The following is a 13,632-nucleotide window of genomic DNA, read 5'->3' as shown; positions in this document are numbered from 1 at the left end:
TTTTAGCTTTATTGTACAACAAACTTGGAAACGTTGACAAGGCGTTGGACAGTGAAATCAAAAAGAGAAATGAGGGAAAAAGATGTATAAAGAGTTAACGATCGCACAACGTACGATCATGACACCTGGGCCTGTAGAAGCCCATCCAGCTGTTCTACAAGCAATGACCAATCGTATTTTGGGGCAGTTTGATCCGAATTTTTTGGCGATCATGGATGAGGTCAAAGAAATGATCAAACAACCGTTTGGAACCAAAAACAAAGAGGCATTTGCCATTGACGGGACTTCCCGAGCTGGTTTAGAAGCGGCGCTGATCGCTTTGATCGAACCAGGGGACAAAGTCTTGATCCCAGCCTATGGGCGCTTTGCTTTCTTACTGGGAGAAATCTGTGAACGTGCTCAAGCGCAAGTCAAATATGTGGAAAAAGAGTGGACAGCTCCTTTTGCACCCGCAGAGGTCATCAAAGAAATCGTCGCATTTCAACCCAAAATCGTGGCGATGGTCCACGGGGAAACCGCCAACGGGCAAATGCAGCCGTTAGCAGAAATCGGGCAGTATTGTCGCGCAAAAGATATTTTCTTTGTCGTTGACATGGTGGCGACTTATGGTGGCGTAGCCCTGTCAGTCGATGATTGGTGTGTCGATTTGGCAATTGCTGGTACTCAGAAGTGTTTAAGCGTGCCGTCGGGTCTTTCATTAGTGACCTACAACGAGCGAGTCGAAGCTGTCCTTAATTCCCGTTACCAAAAAGAATTAGGCTTGAGCAAAACGGATCGAAACAAGCGGCACATTATGAGCAATTACTTGGATTTGAGTCAACTGCAACGCTACTGGAATAAAGAGCGAATCAACCATCACACAGAAGCGACGAGTATGATCTATGCGCTTCATGAAGGATTACGGATGTTGCTAAACGAAGGCCTCGATGCAACCTATCAACGTCATTTGACGAATGAAGGGGCGTTGGTCGCTGGACTGGAGGCAATGGGGCTTTCAATTTATGGCGAAAAAGCAACCAAAATGCCGACAGTTACCCCCATCTTTATTCCAGAAGGTGTTGATGGCGAAGCTGTCCGAGAAGAGATGCTTCACTCCTTTGGTGTAGAGATCGCTAGTTCATTTGGTGATCTAAAAGGAAAAATCTGGCGGATTGGAAATATGGGTTACAGCAGCCGCAAAGAAAATATTTTACATGTCCTAGCCGCGTTAGAAGGGGCACTATTGTACCAGCAAGCACCAATTTCTGCCGGCAAAGCGCTCATCGCTGCGTTAAATTACTACGAAAAAACGACTTAAAATTTTAGCACAAATGCACAACGACTGAAAGCGCTTTGTGAAAAATGACAAATGCAATCGTCGGCAAAAAAACGTACACTAAGACTATCTTAAAGCGCTTTCGTTGGCGTGCTTCACAAACTTTACTTGTGTAACTGATGGAGGGAAAAAAATGGAAATCAATAAAGAACGTGGTGGGCTTGCCTACTGGAAACAAATTATTATCTTAATGTGTTCAGGCTGGGTCACTATCTGGATTTATCGTGCTGCGTTATCGCCGGTCTATCCGCAAATCAATGAGTCACTTGGCGGCAATATTTCTGATACAGCATTAGGATCGATCGCCAGCTTTTACTTTTTCGGCTATGTGATCATGCAGATCCCTGCCGGCTTTTTAGTGGATAAGATTGGGAAGAAAACAGTTCTGCTTCCGGGATTTGTGGTATTTGCACTGGCAGCTTTACTGATTTCACAAGCCTCTTCAATCACCATGATCTATACCGGTAGCTTTTTAGCAGGGATCGGCTGTGGGTCTTTTTACGGCTCCGCGTATTCTTTGACCTCACAGAACATTCCGAAAGAAAAGAAGAGCTTCTCAACAGCGATCGTCAATAGTGGTTCTGCCGTTGGTTCAGGGTTTGGGATGATCTTATCAAGCTTTATCGTTATTCAGATGAACATGCCTTGGCAAACAATGATGTATTTATCCGCTTTCTTGATCGTTTGTATGACGATCGCTTTCGCATTGGTGATCCGCAGCAACAAAGAAGACGTAGCTTTCTTGGAGAGTCAAGCAGCAGCTGAAGAAGAAACAACGGATCAGCCGAAAGAAAAAGTTTCCCTTTCGACCTTGTTCTCCCTGCGGATGCTCTTTACGTATGTGTTATATTTTGCGACGTGTTATGCCTACTATATGACGGTTACTTGGCTACCAAACTTCTTAGGAACAGAACGAGGCTTCCAAGGAGTCGCAATCGGCTTCTCTTCTTCATTGGTGGCATTTGCTTCGATTCCTGGGGCCTTGTTCTTTAGCCGCTTGGCAGACAAATACATGCATAAAAAAGTAACTTTTATCGTTATTTTAGAAGTGTTGGCGGCGTTGATGTTATTAGTAACGGTGCAAGCAACAAATTCGACCTTCTTAATGATCGCGTTGATCTTGTACGGGTTCCTTGGAAAACTAGCGGTTGAACCAATCATCATTTCTTGGCTAGGGGAAAATGCACCCAAAGTTGGGGTCGGTACGACATTAGGGGTCTTCAACTTTTTCGGCATGATGTCTTCCGTTATCGCACCAACATTGACCGGATCGATCTCGGATGCAACAGGGTCAAAAGTAATGGGCTTTTATATCGCAATTATTTTGTTGATCGGTGGTACATTCTTATTCTTGACTGTAAACTCTAAGAAAACAGCCAAGTAGAAAAGTGAGGAACAACAGATGAAAAAACGATCCTTAAAAATCAGTTTGACCAACCAAATCATGATTGCAACGGTATTGGGGATTTTTTGGGGCGTTTCCTTTCCCGGTTTAGGTGATCAAATGCAGCTAGTCGGGGACTTCTTCTTGCGACTGATTCAAATGTCTGTGGTCGTGTTGGTCATGGGCTCGGTGATTGAAGCGGTGGGGGGACTTGATCCAAAAGAATTAGGTGGGATCGGCGGGAAAGTCTTCCTCTGGTTTACCGGTTCGACCCTTGTCGCCGCTATTTTCGGTCTCTTGTTCGCCTTGATCCTCAAGCCCGGCGCAGGCCTTGATCAGTCGCTGCTGCAAAGTACAGAAACTGCAGTAAGTACCAGCAGCATGGAAGAAGTCATCTTAAACTTTGTTCCACTGAACATTATTCAAGCCATGGTGGAGCAGAATATGATCCAAGTGATTATTTTTTCGCTCTTCTTTGGCCTTGCCTTGAGCTTGATCAAGCATGAAAAAAAGAATCAGCTGTTTCTAGATATGATCAGCAGTTTTAATCATATTTTGATAAAAATGGTCAGCATGATCATGAAGTTGGCGCCGATCGGGATTTTCGGCCTTGTTGCTTCCTTAGTAGAAGATACCGGTATTCGTGTTTTGGGAATGTTAGCCAGTTTTTTATTGATGTTAGCAGCAGCATCTTTGCTCTTTTTGTTTCTTTGGTTTCTCTTGACGTCGCTCTATTGCAAAGTTTCCTTGTTTCGTTTAATAAAGAACATGTGGCGCCTCTCGGTGATTTCCTTTACGACCACCTCTTCTGCTGTTTCATTGCCGTTTCAAATCGAAGATGGCAAAGAACGATTTGGGATCAGTGATCGAATCAATAAGCTCGTGATGCCTCTGGGCATGACCTTAAATAGCAATGGGCTCTCCTTATTTTTAGCCCTGGCAATCGTAACCGTTGCTCAGGCGTACCAGATCCAATTGAGCTGGGGGGATCTTTTGCAAGTGGTCTTGTTGTCCTCGTTGGCATGCTTGGGAACGATCGTCGTTCCAGGCGGCGGATTAGTCACACTGGCTACGGTTTTACCTATGTTAGGACTGCCTAATGAAAGCATCGCCTTACTGGCAGGGATCGATTGGTTTTCTGGGATGTTTCGGACCCTTTTGAATGTGGATCCTGACGTCACGGTGGCGTTGATCGTTGCTCATGATGAAGGAGAACTGGATCGTGCAGTCTTCAATGGTGAAAAAGCCCCGGTCAAATTAGCAGAAAAAATCACCGATGGCGTATAAGACCAATCATTCTTGTGATGAAACTTTACTCTTTTTTGAAAACGTGCTACGATTGATTCGTTGATAGACGAAAGAAGCTTCCTGAAATACCGTAAACGGTAAACAATAGCGACTGATTTTCAGCTCGTCATTCAACAGACAAATACGACAAAAAGAGGAGGAAAAAACATGACAGCATCGATGAAATTGTGGATTGACCTTTTGAATAGCTAATTTAAATCTATTTCAAAAGTCTAGGCAATCGTGATTTCAAGGGATGAGTGTCCTCTTTTTTCCAATTTCTTATTAAAATCAGGGTATAGCGGTAGGCTATGCCCTTTTTTTGTTCTTGCGTTTTCCTAGACAGGAAGGACAGACTGATGGAACAATTAAGTGTAAAAATAAACAAGCTAATCAAAAACTATGGGTCCAAAGAAGTACTGAACATTGAAGAACTGAGCGCCTATCAAACAGATCGTATCGGGATCGTGGGCGCAAACGGGCAAGGCAAGTCCACCTTGCTGAAATTGATTGCGGGAGTGATCGATCCTGATTCAGGAACGATCCAAAGAGAAAATTCGTTTCACTATTTCCCGCAAATCGCTGAGGTGACTGAAAAGACGGAGGCTCTTGACTGGGCGCTGTTTGGTCGTTTTTCGATCCCAACGAATGAATTGGCGACACTAAGTGGCGGGGAGGAGACCAAATACCGGTTGGCACAAATGTTATCTTCCTATCAATTAGGACTTTTGCTCGATGAGCCAACGACCCATTTAGACCAGCAAGGAATTCAAGTCTTGATTGAGGAATTGCAGTATTATTATGGCACCCTGATCGTGGTCAGTCATGATCGGTACCTATTGAATCAGCTGGCAACGAAAATCTGGGAAGTCGATCAAGGCAAAGTCATCGAGTATTCTGGCAATTATGACAGTTACCGACAGCAAAAAGAGCAAGCGACACAGCGTGTTGCCTGGGAGGCGGTGCAGTATCAGCAACAAAAGCAGCAGTTGACTCAAGCAATCCAAAAGAAAAAAGAACAAGTGATCAAGAGCAGTCGCATTTCTGAAAAAAAGCGGCAGCAGAACATCCGACCAGACCGTTTGTCGTCATCAAAACAAAAGGACACGGTGCAAAAGTCATTGCAAAAAACAGTCAAAGCCATGGAAAGCCGCTTGGATCAGTTGGAAGAAGTGAAGGGTGTCGCCCAGCAGCAGGTGATTCGTTTTCCAGTAGTCCCTGCAGTGGAACTGCATAATAAACGACCGATTCGTGGGGAGCAAGTAACCATTCAAAGAGGGACGAAATGTTTGCTAGACAGTAGCAGTTTCCAGTTTGCTGCCGGGAAGAAAATCGCTATCGTGGGTCCGAACGGTTCGGGGAAGTCGACTTTACTAAAAGAAATCATCGCAGGTGGAGAGGGGATCTATTTATCACCGAAAATCGTCTTTGCGATATACGAGCAAATGGGCTATCGAAAAAACAGCACCACACCACTTTTGACGGAATTGATGGCTCAAACAGACTATCAGGAACCACTGGTCCGCAGTATTTTACACAATCTAGGATTTAGCCAGAATGAAGTGATGAAGCCAGTCAATGTGCTAAGCGGCGGAGAAGCGACACGGGTCGAGCTTGCACGCATCTTTACTCAAGCTGCCAATGTCTTGATTCTTGATGAACCGACGAACTTTATTGATCTGCCGACAATCACCGTCTTGGAACAATTGATTCGCAGCTATCGTGGCATGGTTTTGTTCACTTCTCACGATCAAGCGTTTATTGATGCTGTCGCGGATGACGTGTATCAAATCGATCATGGGAAATTAACATTGGTTTCCAGTAACTAGCAGCATTGTCGCTTTTATACCTGTATAGAGAAAAACAGCGCGGGAAAGGAAATGACCGCCCAACGTTCGATCAAAAAATCGGCCGTTGAGCGGTCACTACAAAACCCGCACTGTTTTTTTGCACTAATCGGTATCGCCTAGCTGTTGCTACATCGCTTAATAAATCTTTTTCGTAAAGTATTTTAAGATCAGTGGAGAGATCAAGGTGCTCAACAAGACAACGATCACCAAAGGGGAATACAATGTGGACGAAATCAATTGGTTTTGTTGACCAATCTGCAAAATGATCAATGCCATTTCACCTCGGGAAATCATTCCAGCTCCCACCATCCAAGCACTGTTGTTCGAGAATTTCGCGATTTTCGCCCCGACATAGCCGCCGACCAGTTTGGTCAAGATCGCGACCACGGTAAAGGCAAGAATAAAGAATAATTGCTCATTTAAGCGGGAAAAATCAACTTCTAAGCCAACGCTGACAAAGAACACCGGAATGAAGACGGCATAACCTAATGCTTCGACACTGTGTTCCACTTCCTCACGAACCTTCGTTTGACTGACAGCGATCCCTGCGAAGAAGGCACCAATGACAGAGCTTAACCCAACAAGGTCAGCAAGATACGCCATTCCTAAGCAGATGATCAGTGACATGATGATCACCGCGGAATTTGCAAATAGCTTTTCTGCAAGTGCCAATAAGAACGGAGCGATCCATTTCACCAATAGAAAAATCAACACAAAATAAATCAGTTCTACCAATAAGGTGACCGGCAGTGGTGTTGCTTGGCTGCTTTCGCCGCCTAAAAAGGAAAGGCTAAGACTCAAAACCAACACGACCAAAATATCATCCACAACGGAAGCACCAAGAATCGTCGAACCTTCTTTCGTGTTCACCACATTCAACTCTTTCAATACTTCGACAGAAATACTGACTGAGGTGGCAGCTAATACGATCCCGAAAAAGAACGCTTCTGTGGGACTGCTTTGAAAACCGACTCCTGTGGCATACCCGAAGAGCATCGGGAACACGATCCCTAAAAGGGCAACGAGCATTCCTGGACGAAAATAGCGTTTCAATAAAGAAATATCACTTTCCAGTCCCGCTAAAAACATCAGCAAAATAACACCAATCTCTGAAAAATCATGAACTAGAATATCTGGATGGACCCAATTGAGTCCTGCGCCTCCTAATAAAACCCCCGCTAGCAACTGCCCGATGACAGCAGGAACGCCCATCCGTCTCGCCAGATGCGAGAAGAGGGTCGTCGTGATTAGGATCAAACACAAAATCCCGACAAAATGCATAAAACCTCATCCTTCTTTCCTATAACATACTCCCCTTTAGTATAGCATTCTCTCTTGAATTGAGCCTGTATCAAGCCTTTTTTTATTAAAAGAGTTTCATTAAACCACACGTTTTTTGAGATAAGGAGGAAGCGAAGGCAATCAGAGTTTTTCTGTGCACTCGTCGAAATAAAAAAACATTATTTTCACTTTACTTGTATCAAATTATTGTTTGAGCCAACGGGCGAGCTGCTGAAAGACCATTTGGACTTGCGGCTCCTCGACGTTTTTCAAAAAGTCGTGGGGCAAATCATAGACAGGGACAAATTTACTTTTAGGCACTTTCTTCAAGCCTTTGCTGTAACGAAAAGGAACTTCCTCATCGGTACTGCTGGCACTGCTGAAAATTGGAGGAAATTGAGCAAGCAGCTCAGGATCAATGGCATAGTCAGAAAGAGCTTCAGCTGTTAGCCCATAGATGGTGGTGAGTTCTTGCTGTTGAATCCAATAAACATAAGGCAAATAGCGCTGAAACTGCGGATCATCCCAAACGATCTCGGTTTGATCCAAAGAAGGGACTTGCTCTTTGCTTAAGAGCGGCTGCTGCAAGACTCGTTTGTTTTCAATAAAAGAAAGATCGGTATACCCATAAAAATTGACCAGTTTTTCAGGCAATCTCTGTTGTTCCTTCAGTAATTGCTGGGTCAGCGCCAGCATCAAATACCCACCGGCTGAGCGACCGCAGAAACAAAATGGACGATCTTTAAGCACAGTTGCTTGCAATTCTTGAAAGTTCTGCCAGTTCATTGCTAAAATCTCCGCTAACGAGGAATTAGGTGCCAGCAAATAATCGACTGTGAGGACGCTGTATTGCTGCTCTTGAAATAGTGCGATCAGTGATGCGGGAATGTCTTGGCGGGTTCCATAAACAAAACCGCCACCGTGAAAATAAACCAGGTATTTCTCAGAAGCAGGATAAAGGGTCACCGAAGCGCCGGTGGTCAATTGCCATTCTTTTTTCATTTTGCTTGACTCCTTTTCTGAAGCTCTAATAAATAGGTGCCGATCTCGTAATTGACTAATTGGATCGGACTTGTTAGATCGATCTCTAGGAGCTGTTCAATTTTGCTTAGCCGGTAGCGAATCGTTTTGGCATGAAGAAACAAGGTTTCAGCCGTATTTTTGTAATTGCGATTCGTGATAAAAAAGGTATACAGCGTTTTGAACAGCTCTTCATTTTCTTCCGAAAGTTGATACAGCTTCGGGGGAATGCTTTGCTGCAGCTTTTCTAGTTGGTTCTCTTTGATAAAGGAACTAAAGATACCTAAGTCGCTATAGGCAATGATCGGCGCCAAATAAAACTGCCGATTGAAGCGGATCGCATCCAAACACTCTGGCAGGATCTCTTTGATCTGTTCCTTGCGTAAGACTTCGCTGACCACCAAGCAGCCATGTTCATCGGCTAGCAGGGCATCATCAAAATGTGTCTGCAGCATCTGTTTCGTCACCTGATGGGCGATCGATTGGAAATTATAAAGGATCACCAAATAATTATGGTGTTCGAAAAAGACGTGGGGTGTTTTCAACGCCCGTAGCTTGTGCAAAACGACGGACTTACGCTCCTTATCTTTAAAGCTGTTGGAAGCAAAGGCGATGCCTTGGTAGAAATCATAGCGATCCAGTTGCGCTTCTTCTAACAAAAGATCCAGCTCAGCCAAATTGCTAGGAGTGTTTTGCAAGATCGCATCGGCAAGATTGTTCATGCGATTGTAGCGTTCTTTCTTCAACAAATACTCCATTTGGAGGCGTTCATAGATGACGTCGATCACATTTTCAATAATCATGACTTTTGCCTCAGGGATCTGCGAATCTTTCTGATAAACGATCAAGGTACATAAATCATTGTAAGGATTGATGATCTCTACTTTGATGGCAGTCACATATTGATTGTTCTCATGAGAAAATAATTCCAAATATTCGTAGTGGTTCTTGGTAAACTCAACGGTTTTCATGGGTTCTTGTTTGGTCACCACGAAATTCTTAAAGGATTGACCGACGGACACATGCACATCTAAATGGGGGATGCGCAAAGAACAAGGCTTTTCGATCAATTGATAGAACTCCTGCATGATCTGATCGAAAGAAGAGTGGTTGCGCTCGACTTTCATGAAGCGCTGTCGAACTTCGTAATAGGTACGCAGCAGCTGGGTTTGGTGATTCAGCAATGGTTCGTAAACCGCTAGCATGATGGCTTCATAGCTGACTTCTTGCTGCACTTTGATCAAAGGGATCTGATAAGCAAAGCTAAGCTCGATCACCCAATCTGGAATCATAGGGATCAAGCGATCCACTTTGATCACTAAACCGCTGACGCCGATTTGCTGCATTTTTTCAAAAAAAACACGCAGTTCCTCAGGTGATTGGTCTTTGAAGGCATAAAAAGAAGTCAAAATCAATTGATGGGCTTTGCTCCATTTCTCGATATCCATCGCTTCCAGCACCATAACGGAACCGACGGAATTTGTTAAACCAATGGAGCCAGTCAGGACTTTACTTTTTTCAAAAAGCGGCAGTTCAACCAATTCTTTTAATTTCATAAAATGCTCCTTTTTTCTCTTTTGGATAAAAAGTATAGCATTTTTTTAGAACTTTATCCAATGAAAACGCAAACAAGACTCGTTAGAATGAGAGTATAAGAAAAGGAGGAGAACAAATGCTGCACACAGTAATCTTAAAGAATAACTACCAAGATTCCATTAACTTAATGTTGCTGACGAATACGATCAATGATCTAGGCGATGTCGAAATGAGTCAAATCATGATGGGGACGGATGCAAACAAAGATATATTAAATAACACTGGCTTGCTTTCTAAAGAGGCAGAAGGTGCTTCACCCAACGATATGATGATCGTGGTCGATAGCCAAAACGAACAGATCATGGATCAAGTAATGCCAGCGATCGATTCATTTTTAGCTGATCTTTCAGCAAAAGATCAAGGCAAAGAAACGCCAGCGGCGGCTTCATGGCAAGAAGCCTTGAGCGAAATGCCAGATGCCAATGTTGCATTATTTAGTATTCCTGGGGAATATGGCGCAGCCGAGATGGAAAAAGCGCTAAAAAATGACTTGCATGTTTTCTCGTTTACGGACAATGTCGCTATCGAAGATGAAGTGCGTTTGAAAAAGCTGGCTCATGAAAAAGGCTTATTGATGATGGGGCCTGACTGTGGGACTGGTATTATTTCTAGCATTCCGATTGCCTTCACGAATGTCGTGGCACCAGGAAACATCGGCGTCGTTGGTGCCTCTGGTACGGGGATTCAAGAAGTGACGACTATCATTGACCGATTAGGCGGTGGTGTCGTTCATGCCATCGGGACCGGCGGACGTGACTTAAGCGACAAAGTTGGGGCGATCACTGTCAAAGATGCCATCGTTGCTTTAGAAAATCATGAACCGACAGATGTGATTTGCGTGATCTCGAAACCACCTGCAAAAGAAGTGCGGGATGAAGTCGTTCAATTGCTGCAAAGTATCAGCAAACCTGTGGTAGCGATTTTCTTAGGAGAAAAACCAGAAGCCCATGAAGGAAAAGTCTATTTGGCACATACGCTGGAAGAAACAGCACGCATCGCTGTTGATCTTGCCAATGAAGAACCCGTCAAAGCGAACTATTTTGAACGCGTGGAAACCCCAGATGTGCCCAAACTCGCTGAAGATAAAGTGGTCAAAGGTCTTTATTCTGGCGGTACATTAGCTGCCGAAGCAGGAATGCTGATCTCCGAAGCCTTGAATCTAGAAGGCCTTGTAAAACAAGAAGGCTATATCTTGCATTCCCACGGCTATGATGTGATCGACCTTGGTGATGATATCTATACCCAAGGCAAACCGCACCCAATGATCGATCCTGAAGTGCGCATCAAAAAAATCGAAGACTATGCGCAAGATGAGCAAACAGGGGTCATTTTATTTGATGTGGTGTTAGGTTACGGCGCACATGCAGATATGGTAGGTGCACTGTTACCAGCCATCGAAGCTGCACAGCAAACAGCCCAAGCAGCTGATCGCACGCTGTACTTTGTTGCTACCGTCTGCGGAACTGAAAAAGATCCGCAAAACTATCAAGAAGCAGTCAACCGTTTGAAAGCAGCTGGCGTCTATGTGGCACCAAGCAATGCTCAAGCAGTGCAATTAGCCCTCGCTTTAAAAGGGGCGACTCTTTCTGAAGCAGACAAAACAGTCAATGACTATACTGGTAGCAAGGTTGAGGTGCCGACAGTCAGCGAGAAAGTAATGGAGCTGTTGACCACCAAACCACGGATCATCAATGTTGGCTTGCAAAGCTTCAATGAATCGATCCTGCAATATGGCGGGAAAACAGAACAATTCAACTGGCGTCCTCGTGCCAACGGCAACAAGAAAATGATCCGTATTTTAGACGCGTTAGAAGAATTTGACGAAAAAATCACAGCTGAAAACCAAGCAGTGACGGATAAAATCAAAAATGCTCAACCATTCTTGATCGATGTCGTTCCAGCTAAATCAGTGATCGCTGAATTAAACGAAAGCCAGAAAACCTTGCTGCATGCAGGACCACCGATCCAATGGTCGGAAATGACGGGACCGATGCAAGGGTCTTGTATCGGCGCTGCCTTGTTTGAACGCTGGGCGAAGGATGAAGACGAAGCCCGCCGCTTACTCGAAAGTGGGGAAGTCCGCTTTATGCCATGTCACCATGTCCAGGCAGTTGGACCAATGGGCGGGATCACTTCTGGGAATATGCCTGTCTTTGTGGTTGAAAACCGCCTTGTCGGCAACAAAGCCTACTGTATTTTGAACGAAGGGATCGGTAAAGTCTTACGATTTGGTGCCTATTCACAAGAAGTCATCGATCGTTTGGATTGGATCAAAGACGTCTTAGGACCAACCATTGCCAAGGCATTACAATTAACAGAAGAAGGCATCAACTTGAATGTATTGATTGCCCGGTCGATCACAATGGGGGATGAATTCCATCAACGAAATATTGCAGCATCATTGAACTTTTTGAAAGAAATCGCGCCGTTGATCATCCAAACAGAGATCGATGAAAAGCAAAAATATGAAGTGATCAAGTTCTTAGCAGATACCGATCAGTTCTTCTTGAATATCATGATGGCAACTGGCAAAGCCATCGTTGATGGTGCTCGTGTCGATGCCAAAGGAACGATCGTGACTACCATGACGAGAAACGGCGTCAATTTTGGAGTTCGTGTCGCCCAAACGGAAGACCAATGGCATACTGCACCAGTCAATACGCCGAAAGGTTTGTACTTTACTGGGTTTACCGAAGCAGATGGCAATCCTGATATTGGGGATAGTGCCATTACTGAAACCGTCGGCGTCGGAGCAATGGCGATGGTAGCTGCACCAGGGGTAACACGCTTTGTCGGCGCTGGTGGCTTTGAAGATGCGCTAGAAACTTCCAATGAAATGGCAAAAATCTGTTTCGGTCATAATCCGACCTTCTCGATCCCAACATGGGACTTCCAAGGGACTTGTTTGGGGATCGACATCCGTAAAGTCGTTGAAACAGGCATCACCCCAATCATCAATACCGGGATCGCCCATAAAGAAGCAGGTGTCGGCCAAGTCGGTGCAGGGACTGTGCGCGCACCGTTAGGCTGTTTTGAAAATGCCTTGACGGCTTATGCGAAGGATCTGGGGATCGATGTTGACTGAGAAAATCAAAATCAGTGATTATCTAGACCCATTGCGACGATTCGGTCGTAACGGTCGGGTGCATAGCGTGTTTGATCGTTCATTCAATGTGATGATCGGGCAGCAGCTGGTTAACATCAACAATTATCACAACTATTTGACTGGCTTCGGTATCTTTTTACCAGATGCATTGTTTGAACAAGTCCTGCCTTTGATCGAGGTTGGCAATCGCGTGCAAGTCCGAGAGCATGGTCTGACCTTTTACAGCACAAAAGGAACATTTTCTCTGTCATTAGAGGAAAAAGAATTGGTTTCGCTGCAGGTGAAGGAGCTATCCTTCACCTCTGCGGAATTGCAGCTTTTGAAAGAAATCCTGCTTCAACAAAAACTAGAAACCAAGATTGGGTTGCCCGAAGATGAGAAAACCCAAGCAGTGTTTGCGGCATTGCGGCAGCCTGTCTCAGATTGGGAACCAATCATTGCTCACCTGATTGGCCGCGGCAAAGGATTGACACCTAGCGGCGATGATCTTTTAGTTGCCTATCAAGCGATGCTCTATGCCTTGCAGCAGCCGGAAGCTGACGCGTTAGCGCAAGCATTGGCAAAACCGTTGTCTACGACGGATGTCAGCCTTGCTTATATTCAAAGTGCCAGTCAAGGGTATGTCAATTCTCTGATGCTGCAATTATTCAAAGACTTAAAAAAGCAAAACCCACAGGTGATTGAAAAAGATGTGCAGCAGTTGATGTCCGTTGGTCATTCGTCAGGCAAAGATCTTAGTTTTGGGTTGTTGTTAGCGTTGGAGTCATTGTCACTTGAGGAAAAAGAATAGAAA

The 13,632-nt window shown here is 44.6% G+C and carries 9 protein-coding genes; 6 read left to right on the top strand and 3 right to left on the bottom strand.

All coding sequences use genetic code 11. The features are described from left to right. Positions 1 to 82: 82 nt before the first annotated feature. The 4 genes from IGI78_RS11800 to abc-f all read left to right on the top strand — a co-directional run bounded on the left by IGI78_RS11800 (position 83) and on the right by abc-f (position 5,815). On the top strand, positions 83 to 1,297 hold the full coding sequence (locus tag IGI78_RS11800) for a pyridoxal-phosphate-dependent aminotransferase family protein (protein ID WP_081117450.1): 1,215 nt from the start codon (positions 83 to 85) through the stop codon (positions 1,295 to 1,297). Between the two features lie 151 nt (positions 1,298 to 1,448). Beyond that, positions 1,449 to 2,699 (top strand): MFS transporter, encoded by a 1,251-nt coding sequence (locus tag IGI78_RS11795; RefSeq protein ID WP_081117449.1) that lies wholly within the window; start codon positions 1,449 to 1,451, stop codon positions 2,697 to 2,699. An 18-nt stretch (positions 2,700 to 2,717) separates the two neighbouring features. Then, positions 2,718 to 3,986 carry a dicarboxylate/amino acid:cation symporter gene (locus IGI78_RS11790; RefSeq protein WP_430618040.1) on the top strand — a complete coding sequence of 423 codons (1,269 nt, stop codon included), beginning with the start codon at positions 2,718 to 2,720 and terminating at the stop codon, positions 3,984 to 3,986. Between the two features lie 359 nt (positions 3,987 to 4,345). Further along, positions 4,346 to 5,815, top strand: coding sequence for a ribosomal protection-like ABC-F family protein (abc-f, locus tag IGI78_RS11785; RefSeq protein WP_081117447.1), 1,470 nt, complete (start codon positions 4,346 to 4,348; stop codon positions 5,813 to 5,815). Between the two features lie 156 nt (positions 5,816 to 5,971). On the opposite strand, the gene IGI78_RS11780 is transcribed toward abc-f, so the two are convergent. From IGI78_RS11780 to IGI78_RS11770, 3 genes are all read right to left on the bottom strand, one after another. Further along, on the bottom strand, positions 5,972 to 7,117 hold the full coding sequence (locus IGI78_RS11780) for a cation:proton antiporter (RefSeq protein ID WP_081117446.1): 1,146 nt from the start codon (positions 7,115 to 7,117) through the stop codon (positions 5,972 to 5,974). A 204-nt stretch (positions 7,118 to 7,321) separates the two neighbouring features. Continuing rightward, on the bottom strand, positions 7,322 to 8,119 hold the full coding sequence (locus IGI78_RS11775; protein ID WP_195264666.1) for an alpha/beta hydrolase: 798 nt from the start codon (positions 8,117 to 8,119) through the stop codon (positions 7,322 to 7,324). Then, positions 8,116 to 9,693, bottom strand: coding sequence for a PucR family transcriptional regulator (locus tag IGI78_RS11770; RefSeq protein WP_077452862.1), 1,578 nt, complete (start codon positions 9,691 to 9,693; stop codon positions 8,116 to 8,118). Before IGI78_RS11770 ends, IGI78_RS11775 begins: the two co-directional genes overlap by 4 nt. Positions 9,694 to 9,809: 116 nt before the next feature. Between IGI78_RS11770 and fdrA the strand changes: the two genes are divergently transcribed. Then, entirely contained in the window at positions 9,810 to 12,818 is a 3,009-nt protein-coding gene (gene fdrA, locus IGI78_RS11765) for a DUF1116 domain-containing protein (RefSeq protein WP_081117445.1), read from the top strand. Then, positions 12,808 to 13,629 (top strand): DUF2877 domain-containing protein, encoded by an 822-nt coding sequence (locus tag IGI78_RS11760; protein WP_077452860.1) that lies wholly within the window; start codon positions 12,808 to 12,810, stop codon positions 13,627 to 13,629. Before fdrA ends, IGI78_RS11760 begins: the two co-directional genes overlap by 11 nt. Positions 13,630 to 13,632 lie beyond the last annotated feature (3 nt).

Origin of the sequence: Enterococcus sp. DIV1767 (assembly GCF_050542585.1) — a bacterium.
In the GTDB taxonomy this organism is placed as follows: Bacteria; Bacillota; Bacilli; order Lactobacillales; family Enterococcaceae; genus Enterococcus_D; species Enterococcus_D innesii.
Note: the sequence above shows the minus strand (reverse complement) of the source record. Positions and strands in the feature narration are given on the sequence as shown.